Consider the following 18,093-nt stretch of genomic DNA (forward strand, 5'->3'; position numbering starts at 1 on the left):
GTGTCGCAGGATCACGCGCAGCGCCCCCTGCTGCGTGCGGTCGCCACGATCGCGGCGCTCATCGTCGGAGCGTTCATGGCGGTGCAGCCGCGCGTCAACGGTCAGCTCGGCGTCGAACTCGGCGACGGTGTGCTCGCGGCGTTCTATTCGTTCGCGAGCGGGATGCTCGTGTGCGGCATCGCGCTGGTGCTCTGGGCACCGGGCCGGCGAGGTCTCGCGAGCCTGCGGGAGGCGATCGCCGACCGGCGCATGACCCCGTGGTTCCTCATCGGCGGATGCTTCGGCGCGCTCATGGTGCTGTCCCAGGGGCTCACCGCCGCCGTACTCGGCGTGGCGGTGTTCACCGTCGCGCTCGTCGGGGGGCAGGCGATCGGATCGCTGCTCGTCGACCGGCGCGGCCTCGGCACGATGGCGCCGACCGCGCTCACACCCCCGCGCGTCGCAGGCGCGGCGCTCGCGGTCGTCGCCGTCGGGTGGGCGGTGTCGGACCGACTCGGCGGCGGCATCCCATGGTGGATGCTCGTGCTCCCCTTCGTCGCGGGCATCGGCACCTCGTGGCAGGCGGCCGCCAACGCGCAGCTCCGGTTCCACGCGCGGTCGGTGCTCTCCGCGACGTTCGTCAGCTTCACCGCAGGCACGGCGGTGCTCGCCATCGCGGCCGCGGTCGATCTCGCGCTCGCGGGTCCGCCGCAGACGCTGCCCGCCGAGCCGTGGCTCTACACGGGCGGTCTCCTCGGCATCGTCTTCGTCGCGGGCGGTGCCGCGATCGTCCCGATCACCGGGGTGCTCGTCTACGGCCTCGCGACGATCGCCGGACAGCTCACCGCAGCCGTGCTGCTCGACCTGTTCGTTCCCGTAGCGGGCGCGGGGCTCAGCCTCAGCACCATCGGAGGAGCGCTGCTCGCGGTCATCGCCGTCGGCATCGCATCGATGGGCCGGCGCCCCGGGCGACTGGCCTAGAGCCGCGAGAAGTGCGAGGCCGCATCCACCGTCCTGCGCGGCGCCTTCTCCATCGTCTGCAGGCGCGAGCCCACGTAGAGCCAGCCGAGCAGTCGCTCTCCGGGAGCGAGGTCGTGCGCGCGCTCCACAGCCTCGGAGCGCGTCTGGATGCCGGTGCGCCACATGACGCCCCAGCCCTCCTCATCGAGCAGCAGGCTCAGCGCATGCGCGACCCCCGAGGCGACGGCTTCCTGCTCCCACTCCGGCACCTTGAAGCTGGGCTTCGGCGACAGGACGACCGCGAGCAGCAGAGGTGCGCGCAGAGGCTTGCGCGCGACCTTCTCGGCGGCGTGACCCTCGAGTCCGCTCGCCTCCGCGAGGGCCGCACCCACGCGCTCGCGCGCCTCGCCGCGGATCGCGATGATCCGCCATGGATGCAGGTTCCCGTGATCCGCGATGGTGCCGGCGATGCCGATGAGGCGCAGCAGCTCCCTGTCGCCCGGGGCCGCATGGCCCACCGACGACTGCGATCGGCGCCGCAGCATCGACGCAGCGGCGCCGCGGGCGCTCATCGTCACTGTGCGGAGGGCTCGTCTGCGGCCTGGAAGCCGAGCGAGAGCGAGTTCATGCAGTAGCGCAGCCCCGTGGGGGTGCCGAAGCCGTCGTCGAAGACGTGGCCGAGGTGTCCGCCGCAGTTCGCGCAGCGCACCTCGGTGCGCACCATGCCGAGCGAGGTGTCTTCGATCAGCTCCACGGCGTCCGGGTTCACCGAGTCGTAGAAGCTCGGCCAGCCGCAGCCCGAGTCGAACTTGGTTCCGCTCTTGAAGAGCTCCGCGCCGCACGCGCCGCACGTGTAGAGGCCAGCGCGGTGCTCATCGAGCAGCTCGCCCGTCCACGCGCGTTCGGTGCCCGCCTCGCGGAGCACGCGGTAGCGGTCCTCGCCGAGCTCGTCGCGCCACTGCTCCTCTGACTTGCTGACCTTGTAGCTCATCGCCATCCCTTCCGAACCCTCATCGTAGGCACCCGCGGCGGCGCTCGCTGGCTCGCGACCCCGTGTGACGCATCGGGCACACGCCCAGCCCACGGCCAGGTTGGCGGAGACTGCGCCCATAGGATGACGGCGTCCGCACAGGGCACGACGAAGGGAGACATATGGCCGGGGCATCAGCCGACGCGTCGTCACCCTCCGTCGACCGCGTCGAGCTCATCGATGCGGCAGAGCCCAGCGTTCTGGAGCGCCGCATTCTCGAGTTCGAGACGGCTGCGGCCTCCGTGGGCGGCGTCACCGCCGCCTCCGTGCGGCGCGAGTTCGGCGTGACGCTCGCCCGGTACCATCAGATGCTGTCGGGAGTGCTCGACTCGCCTCAGGCGCTGCGCCACGATCCGATGCTCGTCCGCCGTCTCCGCCGCATCCGCGACGCCCGTGCGGCCGCTCGCGCCTCCCGAACCTTCCGCCTCGACTCCCAGGACACCGACGACTAGTGGCACGCTTCCCTCAGGACAGATTCGACGAACTTCCCCACGACATCGCACGGGTGGGCGCCCACCGCGCGCCCGGCCGCCGCGGCGGCGGATGGGTCGCCTTCGGGTGGTCGGTCGTCGCCGTCGCCGTGCTCACGGCGGGTGGGCTCTTCGCGCTCTCGACGCTCAACCCCAACCTCTTCCCCACGGCCTCCGAGTCGCCGACGCCCCTTCCCGAGGTCATCGAGACGATGGATCCCGTGACCGATCCGTCGACGATCGATCCCGAGGCGCTCTCCGGCCTGACGATCTCGGTGCTCAACGGCACATCCACGCAGGGTCTCGCGGCTGTCGCCGCCGAGCAGATCAGCTCCGCAGGCTGGCCCACGCCGGGCGCAGCCTCTGCCGACTCGACGACGGAGGAGGAGACGGTCGTCTACTACCTCGATCCTGCGAACGAGGGCTATGCCCGTGGCATCATGCAGGCGATCGGCGCTGCGGATGTGCGCCGCACCGACGCCTTCACCCTGACCGCGATCACGGTCGTGCTCGGCTCGGACTACGTCCCTCCGGCCGGATAGCCGGCTCCTCCGCATGGCCCGGAATCGGCCATCGCGGGGTGCGTGTTACACGGATGTTTCCGCCCGGTTGAATCTTCGGAACGTCTTGCCCGATCGCGTCCTGCAGGCCGGTATCGCGGCGAATCTGCTGGTTAGCATCGCATGTGCCCGCCGCGACCGGGCTGGCACGCACCACGGCAGCAAGGAGCACGACCATGGCCAACGGAACCGTCAAGTGGTTCAACGCAGAGAAGGGCTTCGGCTTCATCACCGCCGAGACAGGCCAGGACTACTTCGTCCACTTCTCGGCGATCGACATGCCCGGATTCAAGGTCCTCGAAGAGGGACAGGCGGTCGACTTCGAGGTCGGCACCGGTGAGAAGGGCCCCCAAGCCGAGGCGGTGCGCCCGCTCTGAGCGTGCGTGATGCTTCGGACGCGCCGCGAACTGCCGCCCCTGCGGCGCGTCGCGCACCTAGCATGACGACATGCGACTGAGGGGGCGCGGCTTCGCCGCGAGCGCAGGGCTGGCGATCATCGCGATCGCCGCGGCGGGATGCACGAGCGCCGAGGCGCTGCCGACGAGCACGCCGACCCCCACCCCCACCTACGTCTCGACCTACGAGACGCCCGCGCCGATCGTCTACGCACCGCTCACCGGCGTGGTCATCGATGATCCGGCGTCGCTCGCGCGCCCGTCGCTCGCCGCGAAGATCGACAACCATCCGTCGGCGCGTCCGCAGGTGGGGCTCGAGACGACCGACATCGTGTTCGAGGAGCTCGTCGAAGGCGGGCTCACGCGCTATGTCGCGGTCTGGCACTCCACCATTCCGGCGGAGATGGGGCCCGTGCGCTCCATCCGCCCGATGGACCCCGACATCGTGTCGCCGCTCGGCGGCATCATCGCGTACTCGGGCGGTCAGCAGAAGTTCGTGTCGCTCATGCGCGCCACCGAGGTGCACAACGCGATCCACGGTCAGCGCGACGCCGACCCGTTCATGTACCGGGGCAAGAACGCCCCTGCTCCGCACAACGTGCTCGTCAAGGCGCAGGAGCTCGTCGCGAGTCTCGCGGACCTCGCGCCTCCACAGCAGCATTTCTCATTCGCGGACTCAGCGGCGAACGCCACCGCGGCCCGCGAAGGATCACCGGTCGCGGGGATCGATCTGCGGTTCGGTTCGTCGTCGACGCCGGCATGGCGCTGGGATGCGTCAGCCGAACGCTGGCTGCGTTCGCAGTCGGGAGCGATCGACGTGGATGCGACGGGTGCGCAGCTGAGCGCCGCCAACGTCGTCGTCGTCCGCGTGCCGATCACGACGGGACTCGGCCTTCCCAAGACCGAGCTCATCGGGTCGGGCGAGGCGTGGGTGCTGTCGGGCGGCAAGGCCGTGCATGCGACGTGGTCGAAGTCCGATCGTTCGTCGATCATCCGTCTCGTCGACGACAACGGGGTGGTCGTGCGCCTCGCACCCGGCAACAGCTGGATCGAGCTCGTGCCGAACGCGGGCAGCGCCGATCTGGTTCCCGCCTCCTGAGGTAGCGGGCACCCGGAGGTGTCCGCCGCCGCGCGGGCGGCTTGCACTCGCCTGGGGAGAGTGCCAAACTGGAGCTGGCACTCACACAAGCTGAGTGCCAAATCACTGTGGCTCACGTCCGGGAGGGACGACACTTACCAAATGGCTAAGATCATTGCTTTCAACGAGGACGCACGCCGTGGCCTCGAACGCGGCCTCAACATCCTCGCCGACGCCGTCAAGGTGACCCTCGGCCCGCGCGGCCGCAACGTCGTGCTGGAGAAGAAGTGGGGCGCCCCCACCATCACCAACGACGGCGTCTCCATCGCCAAGGAGATCGAGCTCGACGACCCGTACGAGAAGATCGGTGCGGAGCTCGTCAAGGAGGTCGCCAAGAAGACCGACGACGTCGCCGGTGATGGCACGACCACCTCGGTCGTCCTCGCCCAGGCGCTCGTCCGCGAGGGCCTGCGCAACGTCGCGGCTGGTGCAGACCCCATCAGCCTCAAGCGCGGCATCGAGAAGGCCGTCCAGGCCGTCGAGGTCGAGCTGCGCGCCAACGCCAAGGAGATCGAGACCAAGGAAGAGATCGCCGCGACCGCGTCGATCTCCGCTGCGGACCCCGAGATCGGCGCCCTGATCGCCGAGGCCATCGACAAGGTGGGCAAGGAAGGCGTCGTCACCGTCGAGGAGTCGAACACCTTCGGCACCACGCTCGAGCTCACCGAGGGCATGCGCTTCGACAAGGGCTACCTGTCGGCGTACTTCGTGACCGACCCCGAGCGTCAGGAAGCGGTCTTCGAAGACCCCTACATCCTGATCGTCAACGGCAAGATCTCGAACATCAAGGATCTCCTGCCGATCGTCGACAAGGTCATCCAGGCTGGCAAGCAGCTCCTCATCATCGCGGAGGACGTCGACGGCGAGGCTCTGGCCACGCTCGTCGTGAACAAGATCCGCGGCATCTTCAAGTCGGTCGCCGTCAAGGCACCCGGCTTCGGTGACCGCCGCAAGGCGCAGCTGGCCGACATCGCCATCCTCACCGGTGGTGAGGTCATCAGCGAGGAGCTCGGCCTCAAGCTCGAGAACACCACGCTCGAGCAGCTCGGCCAGGCGCGCAAGGTCATCGTCACCAAGGACGAGACCACGATCGTCGAGGGTGCCGGATCGGCCGAGCAGATCGCTGGTCGCGTCAAGCAGATCCGCCAGGAGATCGAGAACACCGACTCCGACTACGACCGCGAGAAGCTCCAGGAGCGCCTCGCCAAGCTCGCGGGTGGCGTCGCCGTCATCAAGGCGGGCGCGGCCACCGAGGTCGAGCTCAAGGAGCGCAAGCACCGCATCGAGGACGCCGTTCGCAACGCGAAGGCCGCCGTCGAGGAGGGCATCGTCGCCGGTGGTGGCGTCGCGCTCATCCAGGCCGGCAAGACGGCGTTCGAGAAGCTCGAGCTCGTCGGTGACGAGGCGACCGGTGCCAACATCGTCAAGGTCGCGATCGACGCGCCGCTCAAGCAGATCGCCCTCAACGCTGGCCTCGAGCCGGGCGTCGTGGTCGACCGCGTGCGCAACCTCCCGGTGGGTCACGGCCTCAACGCCGCCACCGGCGAGTACGTCGACATGCTCGCTGCCGGCATCAACGACCCGGTGAAGGTCACCCGTTCGGCGCTGCTCAACGCAGCCTCGATCGCGGGTCTCTTCCTCACCACCGAGGCCGTTGTCGCCGAGAAGCCCGAGAAGAACGCTTCTCCGGCTGGCGACCCCACGGGTGGCATGGACTTCTGATCCAGTCCTCACACTGAGGCGGGCGGTTCCCTTCGGGGAGCCGCCCGCTTCTGTGTGTCAGGGGGGTGAGCAGGAACAGCGCTCGGCTGTCAGCGCAGGAAGAGCCGCGCGTTGCTCTGCTCGATCTCGGCGTACTGCTGGCCCGCCTGGGCGAGCGCCGCACCGAGCGCAGTGAGCGCCTCGTCGACGCGCTGCTGGGCGGCTCGCCACTCGGAGGCGAGCCCGCGGAACGCAGTCGCAGCCGAGCCCGTCCACGTGGACTGCAGCTGCTCGAGCTGGGCGTGCAAGGAGGCGACTTCGCCCTGCACGCGACCGACCGTCGTGCGCGCCGCGGTCGCCTGGGCGAGGACGGCGTCGCTGTCTACCTGGAATGTCGTCATGCGGCCACGCTAGGGACGCGGCGCATCGACCTCCGGTGCCTGCCCTGCGTTGGGGGACGACTCCGGCTCCTCGGTGCGGGGGAGGAGCGGAATGCTCACGCGGAACGTCGCGCCGCCGCCCGGCGTCTCCAGCGCCTCGACGTGACCCTCGTGCTGAGCGACGATGCCGGCGACGATCGCGAGACCGAGGCCCGAACCGCCCGTCTCGCGCGTGCGGGAGGTGTCGGCGCGCCAGAAGCGCTGGAAGATCTTCTCGCGCAGCTGCGGGGGGATGCCCTCGCCGTGGTCGATGATCGAGATCTGCCCGTAGCCGGCGTCGTAGTCGACGCCCACGGCGAGCTCTATCGGGCTGTCGTCGGGCGTGAACCGCATCGCGTTGCCGATGAGGTTGGTGACGACCTGGCGGAGCTTGTTCTCATCGCCGAGCACGATCGGGCCCACATCCGGGAGCGGGGCGGATGTCGTCGCCTGCACAGCCCCCGCCGATGTCTCGACCGACGCGGGCCGCTTGCGACGCAGCCGCGCGAATGCGGAGCCGAAGTTCAGCGGGCCGGTGGCGTTGGTGACGGGCTGCTGCGGTGGTGATACCGGAGCCGGAGGAACCGAGGCCGGACGCTCGGGGACCGCCTCGTGTGCGCGCTCGATGGGCTCGGGGACGACGACTGTGATCGTGCGTCCGGGGTTCGACGCCGAGGCGTCGAGGGCTGCGTCCTGGGCGATCGGAAGCAGATCGACCGGCTGGGCATCGAGAGGGCGTGACTCATCGAGACGTGCGAGCTCGAGCAGGTCCTCGACGAGGCCGCCCATGCGGATGGCCTCCTTCTCGATGCGCTCCATCGCCTGCGCGACATCCTCGGGCTTCTGCAGCGCCCCCATGCGGTACAACTCGGCGTAGCCGCGCAGCGACACAAGCGGCGTGCGCAGCTCGTGGCTGGCGTCGCCCACGAACCGACGCATCTGCTCGACGGCGCGCTGGCGCTCGGCGAAGGCGCGATCGATGCGGGCGAGCATCGTGTTGAGCGAGCGGTTGAGGCGGCCGACCTCGGTGTTGGGGGTCGCGCCGCCGAGGCGCTGGCTGTAGTCGCCTGCGGCGAAGCGCGCCGCCGTGCGTTCCACATCCCGCAACGGCCCGAACGTGCTCGTCACGAGCAGCTGGGTGACCGCCGCGCCGAGCAGGATCACCGCGATCGCGAAGAGGAAGAAGATGAGCGTGTACCGCGTGATGGTGTTGTCGACCTCGGTGAGGTCGGCTCCGACCACCAGGGTCACGTAGCTCGCCCCGTTGTCGAAGCTCGTGAAGACCGTCTTGACCTTCCACGCAGGCCGACCCGTCTCATCGAGCAGCGGGAGGGGGCCGCCGCCGTCGTGTGCGACGCTCCACGAGCTCGTCATCTGCGAGAAGTCGGGCTGCGGGGCGTCCTTGGGCACGTTGTCGCACAGCACATTCGCCTGCGCGTCGAGGATGGCGACGATGGTGCCGTTCGGCTGGTAGCGCACATTGCAGTCGATGACCTGCGCGACGGGCATCCCGCGCACGAGCTCCCGGCCGTTCTCGTCGACCGTGCCGCGCACCTGGTCGTACATCGAGCGCGCGTAGGCGTCGACCTTCTCCTCCATGTAGGCACGGAGCACCGTCATGGTTCCCATGCCGACGACGGCGAGGCCGAACGTCAGCAGCAGCACCGTGACGCCCGTGATCTTGGTGCGCAGCGAGATGCCGTTCCACCAGCGGTCGAACGAGGTGTGCAGGTTCGACATCAGACACCCACCGACGAGATCGGGGCGGTCACGCCTTCGAAGTCGTCTTGAGCATGTAGCCGAATCCGCGCTTCGTCTGGATCATCGGCTCCGAGGAGTGCTGGTCGATCTTGCGGCGCAGGTAGGAGATGTAGCTCTCGACGATGCCCGCGTCGCCGTTGAAGTCGTACTCCCACACGTGGTCGAGGATCTGCGCCTTCGACAGCACCCGGTTGGGGTTGAGCATGAGGTAGCGCAGGAGCTTGAACTCGGTGGGGGAGAGCTCGACCGGCTCATCGCCGACCGTGACCTCGTGGGTGTCCTGATCCATCGTGAGCTCGCCCGCGCGGATGATGGCGTCTTCTTCGTCGTGCATCGTGCGACGAAGGATCGCCTTGAGGCGCGCCACGATCTCATCGAGCGAGAAGGGCTTCGTGACGTAGTCGTCTCCGCCGACGGTGAGGCCCGTGATTTTGTCCTCGGTGTCGTCCTTCGCGGTGAGGAAGAGGATGGGCGCCGTGTAGCCGGAGGCGCGCAGGCGCTTCGTCACCCCGAAGCCGTTCATGTCGGGGAGCATGACATCGAGGATGATCAGGTCGGGTTCCTCGTCGAGCACCGCCGAGATGGCCTGGGCGCCGTTTCCGACCGCGCGGACCGCGAACCCCGCGAAGCGGAGGCTCGTGGTGAGCAGGTCGCGGATGTTGGGCTCGTCATCGACGATGAGGATCTTGGGGCCGTCGCTCATGGCCCCATTCTCCTGCATGTTCGCTGGATGTCGACTGGAACTTTTGGCGGGCGCTGTCTACCCCAGCGGAACACGCGCGATTCGGCCCGGGCATCTAGCATCGAGGCGTGGACGACGGCGACGGCGAGCGGACGATGAAGCGGCGGATCGGCGCGCGGAACTTCGACTTCTCGAGACAGGTCGCCGTCATGGCGATCGTCAACCGCACACCCGACTCGTTCCACGACCGCGGAGCGACCTTCGCCTTGGATCGCGCAGTCGAAGCCTCCCTCGCAGCGGTCGAGGCGGGCGCCGACTGGGTGGACATCGGGGGCGTGCCGTTCGGCCGCGGTCCCGAGGTGACGGTCGACGAGGAGATCGACCGGATCGTGCCCGTCGTCGAAGCGATCCGTGCGGCGAGCGACGTCGTCATCTCGGTCGACACGTTCTCATCCGTCGTCGCGGCGGAGGCGCTCGCGATGGGTGCCGACGTCATCAACGACACGTCGGGTCTGTGGGACCCGGGGATGGCCGAGGCGGTCGCGATCGGGAACGGCCACCTCGTGCTCACCCACTCCCTCACGCCTCCCCGCACCTCGCATCCGTCGCCCCAGTACGACGATGTGGTGCGCACGGTCATCGACCACCTGGCCTCGCGCATCGCCATGGCTGTCGCCGGGGGCGTGCCCTTCGAGAACCTCATCGTGGATCCGGGGCACGACCTGCACAAGAACACCCTGCATTCGCTCGAGCTCACCAGGCGCCTCGCCGAGCTGGAGGTGCTCGGCGCCCCGATCCTCGTGGCACTGTCGAACAAGGATTTCATCGGCGAGACGATCGATCGGCCCCAGTACGAGCGCCTCGAGGGATCACTCGCGGCCGCCGTCGTGTCGATCATGAACGGCGCGCGGATCGTGCGCGTGCACGACGTCGCGGCGACGGTCGCCGCGGTGCGGATGACGGAGGCGATCCTCGGATGGCGGGAGCCGGCATGGCTGAAGCACAACATGTGACGATCGACCGGCTGTGGCCGGATCCGGCAGCGGACCTCGACGACGACGCGCTCGTCGCGGATATTCGCGAGCCGGTGCTGCGGATGAACTCCGTGTCGTCGGCAGATGGCGCGGCCACCCGCGGCGGCCTCTCGGGCGGCCTCGGCGACGACGCCGACCGACGGTACTTCGAGCTGCTGCGGCGGGTGGCGGATGTCGTGGTCGTGGGCGCCGGCACGGTGCGCACGGAGGGCTACGGACCGATGCGCGTGTCGGAGGAGTCGGCGGCCTGGAGGCAGGCCGACGGCCTGCCTCCGCATCCGGTGCTCGCGATCGTGTCGGGCTCGCTCGACCTCGATCCGGCATCGCGGATCTTCACCGAGGCTCCCGTGAGGCCGATCGTCATCACGACCGCCGAGAGTGATGCGTCCGGTTTCGCGGACGTCGCCGACGTGATCACGGTCGGACACGGTTCGCGGATCGACGCATCCGCCGCCGTGGCGGCGCTCCGCGAGCGGGGGTTCGCGCGGATCCTGTGCGAAGGCGGGCCGACGCTGTTCGGTGCTCTGCTCGCTGCGGATGAGGTCGACGAGCTTTGCGTCACGATCGCGCCCACCCTCGACGCGGGTGGCGTGCGCCGCATCGCGACAGGAGAGATCCCCGAGCCGCGGGCGATGCGCCTCGCGCACGTGCTGCGGTCGGGGTCGACGCTGCTGGTGCGCTACCGGCGCGAAGGCCGATAGCGCACCAGCGCGCGTCACACGTCGCGGCTCTTGATGAGCAGCGAGCCGCCGATGAGGGCGGCGATCGACCAGCCGGCCATCGTCACAGCAGCGGCCCACGGCTCGAGCGCGATGGATCCGGAGGGCATGTCGAAGCCGGTGTCGAACGCGAACTCGCTCATGGTCCCACCGAGCACGCTCGGCAGGAACTCGGCAAGGTCGAAGGCCCACTGCGCCTGCAGGAGCACGGCGACGAGCTGCAGCACCGTCGGCACCACGAGCAGCAGACCCAGCACGGTCGCGATCGATCCGGCGGAGTTGCGGAGCATCGTGCCCACACCGACCGAGAAGACCGCGAGCAGCGCCGGGTATCCGGCGGCGCCGAGCAGCGCGAGCCAGACGCGGCTGTCCGCGAAGTCGATCGTGTAGCCGCTTCCGGCGAGGATCGCGCCGCTGATGAGCGCGCCGATGACGAGCGACACCGCTCCGACGACGAACACGGCGAGACCGATCACGAGCGCCTTCGCGAGCACCGTCGAGATGCGACCGGGAGCGGCGGCCATGCTCGAGCGGATCATGCCCGTGCCGTACTCACCCGTGATGACGAGGCATCCGAGCACGGCCGCGATGAGCACCGTGAATCCGATGACGACCGTGTTCGACATCGTCCAGTTGTACGAGCCGTAGTCGACGGATGAGTCGCCCGCTCCGTTGAGACCGAGCACGAGCGCGATGAGCACCGGCACCCCAGCCGTCATGAGAGCGATGAGGCCGAGGCACCACCAGGTGGAGCGCAGCGTCACGAGCTTGACCCACTCGGAGCGGATGATGCCGCCCGTGGTCAGCCGCGTCGTGGGCCGGGGACGTCCGATGGTCGCGGTCATGCCGCACCTCCCGCGTGGTATTCGACCTCGTCCTGGGTGAGGGCGAGGTAGGCGTCTTCGAGCGAGCCCGCGAGGGGCGCGAGCTCGTGCAGCACGATGCCGCTCTGCGCGGCGAGCTCGCCGATGCGCTCGGAGGCGAGACCGGTGACGAGCAGTCCGCTCGCATCCGGTGCCACCGCTCCGCCTTCGGCGCTGACGGCCGCGACGAGCTGCTCGGTCTGCGGGGTGCGCACGCGCACGGCCCCGCGTCCGGATGCGGAGGCGACGATCTCGGCGACGGGGGCGTCGGCGATCACGCGGCCGCGGCCGAGCACGATGATGTGGTCCGCCGTCTGCGCCATCTCGCTCATGAGGTGGCTGGAGAGGAACACGGTGCGTCCCTCGGAGGCGAGGTGGCGTGCGAGCTGGCGCACCCAGATGACGCCCTCGGGGTCCAGTCCGTTGACCGGCTCGTCGAGGATGAGGGTCGCCGGGTCGCCGAGGAGCGCCGCGGCGATGCCGAGACGCTGGCCCATGCCCAGCGAGAAGCCCTTGACGCGCTTGCCGGCGACGGCGTCGAGTCCGGTGAGCCCGATGACCTCGTCGACGCGCGCGTTCGAGATGCCGTGCGTCGCCGCGAGTGCGCGCAGGTGACCGCGGGCGGAGCGCCCCGGGTGCACGGCCTTCGCATCGAGCAGCACACCGACCTCGTGGAGGGGCGCCTCGAGCTCGGCGTACTGGCGGCCGTTGATCGTGACGGTGCCGCCGCTCGGGCGGTCGAGTCCGACGATCATGCGCATCGTGGTGGATTTGCCGGCGCCGTTGGGGCCGAGGAAGCCGGTCACGCGGCCGGGCTGCACCGTGAAGCTCGCGTCGTCGACGGCGAGCCGGGCGCCGTACCGTTTGGACAGGTTCTGGGCGTGGATCATGTGGGGAACTCCATACGCCCAGCCTGGCCGACATCCGGCGCGGGCGGCAGGGGGAAGGCCCCCGAATCATCCGGAGGGATGACGCCCTCGCGCCTCAGACCCGACTGCTCGGCACGGTCGGTCGGGGGCGGACCGGTCAGGCGGCCTGGAGGGTGTGCGAGTCGAGGATCGTGTAGCTGTATCCCTGCTCGGCGAGGAAGCGCTGGCGGTTCTGCGCGAAGTCCTGATCCACGGTGTCGCGCGCGACGAGCGTGTAGAAGTTGGCGGGCAGGCCCGACTTCTTCGGGCGGAGCAGCCGGCCGAGGCGCTGTGCCTCCTCCTGACGGGAGCCGAACGATCCGGACACCTGGATCGCGACGGTCGCCTCCGGCAGGTCGACCGAGAAGTTGGCGACCTTCGAGACCACGAGCACCTTCGTGGTGCCGTCGCGGAACTCCTGGTACAGACGCTCGCGCTCCGCCACCGGCGTGGATCCGGTGAGCTGCGGGGCTCCGAGGGCATTGGAGAGCTCCTCGATCTGGTCGAGGTACTGGCCGATCACGAGGATCTGCTCGCCGTCGTGCTTGGCGACGAGATCCCGCACCACCTGCAGCTTCGCGGGCGCCGTCGCTGCGAGGCGGTAGCGCTCGTCGTCGGCGCTCGCCGCGTATTCGAGGCGCGCCTCCTGGGGCAGATCGATGCGCACCTCGTAGCAGGAAGCGGGCGAGATGAACCCCTGCGCCTCGATCTCCTTCCAGGGGGCGTCGAAGCGCTTGGGGCCGATGAGGCTGAAGACGTCGGATTCGCGCCCGTCTTCGCGCACGAGCGTCGCGGTGAGCCCGAGGCGGCGGCGCGCCTGCAGCTCCGCGGTGAGCTTGAACACGGGCGCGGGCAGCAGGTGCACCTCGTCGTAGACGATGAGGCCCCAGTCGAGTGCGTCGAGGAGCGCGAGGTGCGCGTACTCGCCTTTCCGCTTGGCGGTGAGGATCTGGTACGTCGCGATCGTGACGGGCCTGATCTCCTTCGACTGGCCCGAGTATTCGCCGATCTCCTCCTCGGTGAGGGTTGTGCGCTTGAGCAGCTCGGCGCGCCACTGGCGGGCGGAGACCGTGTTGGTGACGAGGATGAGCGTGTTGGTGCCGGCAGCGGCCATCGCGCCGGCTCCGACGAGCGTCTTCCCGGCGCCGCAGGGGAGCACGACGACGCCCGATCCGCCTTCGAAGAAGTTGTCGACGGCGAGGCGCTGGTAGGGGCGCAGCTCCCAGCCGTCCTCGACGAGGTCGATGTCGTGCGGCGTGCCGGGGGTGTAGCCCGCGTGGTCTTCGGCGGGCCAGCCGATCTTCAGCAGCTCCTGCTTGACCTGGCCGCGCGCCCACGGCTGCAGCGTCCACTCGGTCGAGCTGCGGCGGATGCCGAGGAAAGGGCCGATCTTGGTGTTGCGTGTGACCTCGGCGAGCACGGCCGGGTCGGTCGCGCGGATGATGAGCTCACCGGACTGCGCCTCGGCGCCTTCCGCGGGTTCGTCGCGCGCGATGATGAGCCGGCCGTAGCGTCCGACGGTCTCGTCGATGTCGATCGCGACCGTCTGCGGGACGGGGAACTTCGCGTAGCGCTCGAGCGTGCCGAGCATCTGGTCGGCGGTGTGGCCGGCGGCGCGGGCGTTCCAGAGGCCGAGTTTCGTGATGCGGTACGTGTGCACGTGCTCGGGGGCGCGCTCGAGTTCGGCGAAGACCGCGAGCTCGTGGCGAGCCTCTTCCGCCTCCGGGTGCGCCACCTCGAGGAGCACGGTGCGGTCGCTTTGCACGATGAGCGGTCCATTCACAACCGACCACCCTATCCGCGACTCCTCCGAGCGCGCAGGATCGGCCGCATCAGCCGTCGCGCCTGCCTCGTCCCCGAGGGGTCGCAGATGACCGGCGACACGCCGAGGGAACCGTCATTCGCGACCCCTCACGTGGGGCGTGGGCCCGTCAGGCGGGGGCGACCTCGGTGATGTGCGAGAGAGGCAGGGTTCGCTCGATGTCGGCTCGGCGGTCGCGCGCCCGGAGGCGTCCGCCTGCGAGTCCTGCGGGTTCGAGCATGTAGGTGACCTCGGAGTCGTCGGGCATGCGCACCGTCACGCGCACCTCGAGCTTGTTGCGGATCGCGAGCTCCAGCTGGCGTGCGTTCCACGCGGCACCGGATTCGGCTGGCTGCTCGGCGGCTGCGGCGCGCAGCCGCTCGACGAGTGCTGCGACGGCATCCGGGGCTTCGCCGCGCGGGCGCTCGCGCTCGGTCACCCGCCGACGCATATGACGGATGACGCCCGCTTCGTCTTCGAACACCACCGGGTAGCGGGCGTCGACGAGCGCCCAGTACAGGGTCTCCGCGTCGAAGCGGGTGACCACCCGATGATCGCCCGAGCGGCGCAGCCCGAGCGGAGCGAGGGCCTGATCGATCGCCAGCTGGCCGATGAGCGAGGGGTCGTCGCCGCGCACGTACGCGTGGGCGAAGGGCTCAGCGTCGCCTCGCTCTGCTCCCACGCGCAGGCTGCCGAAGCGCGCGGCGGCCTCCGAGAGGAGGTAGTCGAGCGGCTGCGGGATTCCGGTGAGCGAGATCTCGGCGAGGAAGTCCCGCAGGCTGTCGATCGTGGTGCCAGCCGTGAGAGCGCGGGTGACGGATGCGGAGGTCACGCGGTAGCTCGACGCCATGCCCACGGCCTCGACGTCCGCGAACTCGCGCACCCGCATATCGATGTCGGAGGCGAGAGGGCCGGGGGCGATGAGCGAGAGATCGTGCTGGATGTACACCTGGCGCACATCGGCGGGGAACAGTGCAGCGACAGCCGCCGCTGCGGCATCCGGCCCCTCGGCGAGGAGCGTTGAGCCGGGTGTCGACGGGACGCCGTCGCCGATCACGCCGAGCGCCTCGGCGGCGCGGATCGCGCGCGTCGCGTTCTCTTCGAGCCAGGCCCCGCCGGCGGGGTAGAGCCAGTCGAGGAACTCGAGCAGTCCCGCGCCCCAGCGGGCGTGGGTGCGCACGCGCAGGTGGGAGCGCAGCTCCTCGGGCAGCTTCTCGAACCAGGCGCCCGCGAGAGCCGCCCAGCGATCCACGCGGGGAAGGTCGCGCCAGTCGGCAGCGCGCGCGGTCGGGCGCCAGGCGGCGCCATCCGCGACGACGAGCTGCGCAGCTGTCGCGATGCCGAAGAGGTCGTGCAGCTCGGCGTCGGTCGAGCTCGTCGCCGCGAGCAGTCGCCGCCAATCGGGGAGCGCCGTGCCTCCGCGCTGCAGCAGGCGTGCGGGCTCGCTCTCGAGCGCACCCACGAGCTCGCCCACCGCGACGACGACAGCGAACGCCCGGTCGGCCGCCGCGCGATCCGCTTTCGCGTGGTCGGCTCCGGCGACGACCTCGAGGGAGACGGGCGGCGTCAGGTCGAGGAGTTCATCGGGGGACGGGAGCTCGCGCTCGGGCCACGACTCGAGTTGATCGACGACCGGTGCCCACGGTGCGCCGCCGCCGTCGGCGTCGTCGACGAGCGCGAGTGCGCGGAGGATCGCGAGCGCACCCTCGACATCGGTGCTCGGCAGATCGAGGCGCGCGGCGATGCGAGCGGCATCTGGACGCTCGCCCGCGGCGGCGAGGCGCCCACCCGCCACGAGCACAGCGAGCGTGGGGCGGTCGAGATGCTCGAGAGCCCCCTGGACCGACGCGGGCTCGAGCAGAGACTCCGCCAGATCGAAGACATCGCGGATCGACTGCTCTCGCACCGGTCGGGAGCGCAGCAGCTGCGTGAGGGCTCCGTCATCCAGCGTTCGCAGCCATGCCGCGAACGCGAGAGCCGAACTGCTAGCGGCCGCCATCCCGCGCGATCCGTCGGCGACGTACGACGGTGACGATCATGAACGCGAGGATGAGCAGGAACGCCAGCGGCAGACCGAAGTACCCGACACCGAGGACGGCGGGCCACGGGCTCTCCGACATGTCGGCGCCTGATCCGGACCCGATGAGCGTCGCGGCGATTGCGATGACCGCGAGTCCGACCACACCGGCGATCATGCTCGCCAGCACGCGTTCGATACGATTGAGCGGGACAGGGGCGTTCTCGGGCACGAGACAACACTATGCCCCGCGTCCGATCCACCCCACCAGCGAAAGAGGTCCGGAATGCCCACCGGCAAAGTGAAGTTCTACGACGAAGAGAAGGGCTTCGGCTTCGTCACGTCCGACGATGGCCAGGAGGTCTTCCTGCACGCCTCGGCGCTCCCCGCGGGCGCCGTCGTCAAGGCGGGAACCCGCCTCGAGTTCGGCATCGCCGACGGACGCAAGGGAGCCCAGGCGCTCTCGGTGCGCGTCCTCGACGCTCCCGTGAGTCTCTCCAAGCTCAACAGGCGGTCGGCGGATGACATGGCCGTCGTCGTGGAGGACCTCGTGAAGCTGCTCGACGGCATCGGTGCGAATCTGCGCCGCGGTCGCTACCCCGACCGTGCGCACGGTGCGAAGATCGCGGCTGTGCTGCGTCGCGTCGCCGAAGACCTGGAAGCCTGAGCATGGCCGACGAGCGCGTCAGGATCGCCCAGTCCGCACTCGCTGAGTTCACCCGCCCGGGTGAGGTGGGCGAGCTGCTGTCTCAGACGGATCGGGGCGACGGCGTCACGACGCTCGCCTTCCGTGCGACTCTGAGCGGCTACCCCGGCTGGCAGTGGGCGGTGAGCGTCGCCGAGATCGACGGCGCCGCTCCCACGGTGCTCGAGACGGAGCTCGTTCCGGGCGAGGGCGCGCTTCTGGCTCCCGACTGGGTGCCGTGGTCGGAGCGCCTCGAGGAATACCGTGCCGCCCAGGTGGCGGTGGCGGCCGAGGCGGATGACGACGACGAGTCTGACGACGACGCTGACCTCGCTGACGTGCGCGACGAGGACGACGACTTCGGGGACGACCCCGACGACGGCATCGAGTTCGAGGTCGAGGTCGACACGGACGCCGACGACGAGTCTGACGAGTCGGACGACGACGATGACGACGACGATGACGACGATGACGACGACGACGACGATGACGACGACGACGACGACGAGTCCGACGACGACGACGATGACGACGAGTCGGATGACGACGACAAGTCCGACGAGTCCGACGACGACGACGAGTCCGACGACGACGATGATGACGACGATGACGACGACGACGATGACGACGACGAGTCCGATGATGACGACGACGACGATGACGACGAGGACGACCGCGACGACTGATCTGCGGGCTCGCCTGCCAGCGCCTCGCCTGTCAGCGGCTCAGCCGCGACGTCGGATGCGCTGCAGGTAGGCGAGCCCTACGAGGCCCACGCCGATCCCCACGAGGCAGGTCCACAGCCAGCCGCCGCGGCCGGCATCGAACAACGGACCCGCAAGCGCCAGCAGCACGACGGTCGCCAGCACCCAGCAGGCGAGTCCGACGAGCAGCGCGGTGCGGTCGTCGGTGACGGCGGGCTCCGGATCCGGACGCCGCTCGTCCTCCCTCAGCCAGACGCGCATGCCGTG

The 18,093-nt window shown here is 69.7% G+C and carries 21 protein-coding genes; 10 read left to right on the plus strand and 11 right to left on the minus strand.

Annotated elements, in window-relative coordinates; genetic code table 11:
* Complete coding sequence (locus tag HCR12_RS02515; protein WP_224763599.1) at positions 1–960, plus strand: DMT family transporter; 960 nt, start codon at positions 1–3, stop codon at positions 958–960.
* Here HCR12_RS02515 and HCR12_RS02520 read toward each other — a convergent pair.
* Positions 957–1,511, minus strand: a complete 555-nt coding sequence (locus HCR12_RS02520) for a nitroreductase family protein (RefSeq protein WP_224763601.1) — start codon at positions 1,509–1,511, stop codon at positions 957–959. The genes HCR12_RS02515 and HCR12_RS02520 overlap by 4 nt on opposite strands.
* A gap of 2 nt (positions 1,512–1,513) precedes the next feature.
* Positions 1,514–1,930: a peptide-methionine (R)-S-oxide reductase MsrB gene (msrB, locus tag HCR12_RS02525; RefSeq protein WP_166868086.1), complete on the minus strand. Its 417-nt coding sequence runs from the start codon at positions 1,928–1,930 to the stop codon at positions 1,514–1,516.
* A gap of 161 nt (positions 1,931–2,091) precedes the next feature.
* On the opposite strand from msrB, the gene HCR12_RS02530 reads away from it, so the two are divergent.
* The 5 genes from HCR12_RS02530 to groL all read left to right on the plus strand — a co-directional run bounded on the left by HCR12_RS02530 (position 2,092) and on the right by groL (position 6,254).
* Positions 2,092–2,421, plus strand: coding sequence for a DUF3263 domain-containing protein (locus HCR12_RS02530; RefSeq protein ID WP_166868084.1), 330 nt, complete (start codon positions 2,092–2,094; stop codon positions 2,419–2,421).
* Positions 2,421–2,981, plus strand: coding sequence for a LytR C-terminal domain-containing protein (locus tag HCR12_RS02535; protein WP_166868082.1), 561 nt, complete (start codon positions 2,421–2,423; stop codon positions 2,979–2,981). Before HCR12_RS02530 ends, HCR12_RS02535 begins: the two co-directional genes overlap by 1 nt.
* A gap of 194 nt (positions 2,982–3,175) precedes the next feature.
* The gene (locus HCR12_RS02540; protein WP_166868080.1) at positions 3,176–3,376 is read left to right on the plus strand and encodes a cold-shock protein; all 201 of its coding nucleotides are present in this window, start codon (positions 3,176–3,178) and stop codon (positions 3,374–3,376) included.
* Between the two features lie 70 nt (positions 3,377–3,446).
* A complete protein-coding gene (locus HCR12_RS02545; RefSeq protein WP_166868077.1) occupies positions 3,447–4,493 on the plus strand; it encodes a DUF3048 domain-containing protein in 1,047 nt (348 codons plus the stop codon).
* Positions 4,494–4,634: 141 nt separating this feature from the next.
* Positions 4,635–6,254 (plus strand): chaperonin GroEL, encoded by a 1,620-nt coding sequence (gene groL, locus HCR12_RS02550; protein ID WP_166868073.1) that lies wholly within the window; start codon positions 4,635–4,637, stop codon positions 6,252–6,254.
* 89 nt (positions 6,255–6,343) lie between these two features.
* Here the strand turns inward: groL and HCR12_RS02555 are convergent, their stop codons facing one another.
* Genes HCR12_RS02555 through HCR12_RS02565 form a run of 3 tightly spaced genes read right to left on the minus strand, consistent with a single transcriptional unit; the run spans position 6,344 to position 9,116 of the window.
* On the minus strand, positions 6,344–6,634 hold the full coding sequence (locus HCR12_RS02555) for a WXG100 family type VII secretion target (protein ID WP_166868070.1): 291 nt from the start codon (positions 6,632–6,634) through the stop codon (positions 6,344–6,346).
* A 9-nt stretch (positions 6,635–6,643) separates the two neighbouring features.
* Positions 6,644–8,392, minus strand: coding sequence for a sensor histidine kinase (locus HCR12_RS02560; RefSeq protein WP_166868068.1), 1,749 nt, complete (start codon positions 8,390–8,392; stop codon positions 6,644–6,646).
* A gap of 28 nt (positions 8,393–8,420) precedes the next feature.
* Positions 8,421–9,116, minus strand: a complete 696-nt coding sequence (locus tag HCR12_RS02565; protein WP_166868065.1) for a response regulator transcription factor — start codon at positions 9,114–9,116, stop codon at positions 8,421–8,423.
* Between the two features lie 134 nt (positions 9,117–9,250).
* Between HCR12_RS02565 and folP the strand changes: the two genes are divergently transcribed.
* Both folP and HCR12_RS02575 read left to right on the plus strand, forming a co-directional pair.
* Positions 9,251–10,108, plus strand: a complete 858-nt coding sequence (gene folP, locus HCR12_RS02570) for a dihydropteroate synthase (protein WP_166868289.1) — start codon at positions 9,251–9,253, stop codon at positions 10,106–10,108.
* A complete protein-coding gene (locus HCR12_RS02575; protein WP_166868063.1) occupies positions 10,087–10,830 on the plus strand; it encodes a pyrimidine reductase family protein in 744 nt (247 codons plus the stop codon). The genes folP and HCR12_RS02575 overlap by 22 nt, the downstream gene beginning before the upstream one ends.
* A gap of 14 nt (positions 10,831–10,844) precedes the next feature.
* Here HCR12_RS02575 and HCR12_RS02580 read toward each other — a convergent pair whose 3' ends face one another.
* The 5 genes from HCR12_RS02580 to HCR12_RS02600 all read right to left on the minus strand — a co-directional run bounded on the left by HCR12_RS02580 (position 10,845) and on the right by HCR12_RS02600 (position 16,669).
* Entirely contained in the window at positions 10,845–11,693 is an 849-nt protein-coding gene (locus HCR12_RS02580) for an ABC transporter permease subunit (RefSeq protein WP_166868061.1), read from the minus strand.
* Positions 11,690–12,601 (minus strand): ABC transporter ATP-binding protein, encoded by a 912-nt coding sequence (locus HCR12_RS02585; protein WP_166868059.1) that lies wholly within the window; start codon positions 12,599–12,601, stop codon positions 11,690–11,692. The genes HCR12_RS02580 and HCR12_RS02585 overlap by 4 nt, the downstream gene beginning before the upstream one ends.
* Before the next feature lie 136 nt (positions 12,602–12,737).
* Positions 12,738–14,402 carry a DNA repair helicase XPB gene (locus HCR12_RS02590; protein WP_208320455.1) on the minus strand — a complete coding sequence of 555 codons (1,665 nt, stop codon included), beginning with the start codon at positions 14,400–14,402 and terminating at the stop codon, positions 12,738–12,740.
* Between the two features lie 148 nt (positions 14,403–14,550).
* Positions 14,551–16,419, minus strand: coding sequence for a helicase-associated domain-containing protein (locus HCR12_RS02595; protein ID WP_166868057.1), 1,869 nt, complete (start codon positions 16,417–16,419; stop codon positions 14,551–14,553).
* On the minus strand, positions 16,406–16,669 hold the full coding sequence (locus HCR12_RS02600; protein WP_166868055.1) for a hypothetical protein: 264 nt from the start codon (positions 16,667–16,669) through the stop codon (positions 16,406–16,408). The genes HCR12_RS02595 and HCR12_RS02600 overlap by 14 nt, the downstream gene beginning before the upstream one ends.
* A gap of 54 nt (positions 16,670–16,723) precedes the next feature.
* On the opposite strand from HCR12_RS02600, the gene HCR12_RS02605 reads away from it, so the two are divergent.
* Positions 16,724–17,104: a cold-shock protein gene (locus HCR12_RS02605; RefSeq protein ID WP_166868053.1), complete on the plus strand. Its 381-nt coding sequence runs from the start codon at positions 16,724–16,726 to the stop codon at positions 17,102–17,104.
* Positions 17,105–17,106: 2 nt separating this feature from the next.
* Entirely contained in the window at positions 17,107–17,808 is a 702-nt protein-coding gene (locus HCR12_RS02610) for a DUF3027 domain-containing protein (RefSeq protein ID WP_166868050.1), read from the plus strand.
* A 39-nt stretch (positions 17,809–17,847) separates the two neighbouring features.
* Here the strand turns inward: HCR12_RS02610 and HCR12_RS02615 are convergent, their stop codons facing one another.
* Positions 17,848–18,087 carry a DUF2530 domain-containing protein gene (locus HCR12_RS02615; RefSeq protein WP_166868048.1) on the minus strand — a complete coding sequence of 80 codons (240 nt, stop codon included), beginning with the start codon at positions 18,085–18,087 and terminating at the stop codon, positions 17,848–17,850.
* Between the last annotated feature and the right edge of the window lie 6 nt (positions 18,088–18,093).

This window comes from Salinibacterium sp. ZJ70 (assembly GCF_011751865.2).
Classification (GTDB): domain Bacteria; phylum Actinomycetota; class Actinomycetes; order Actinomycetales; family Microbacteriaceae; genus Homoserinibacter.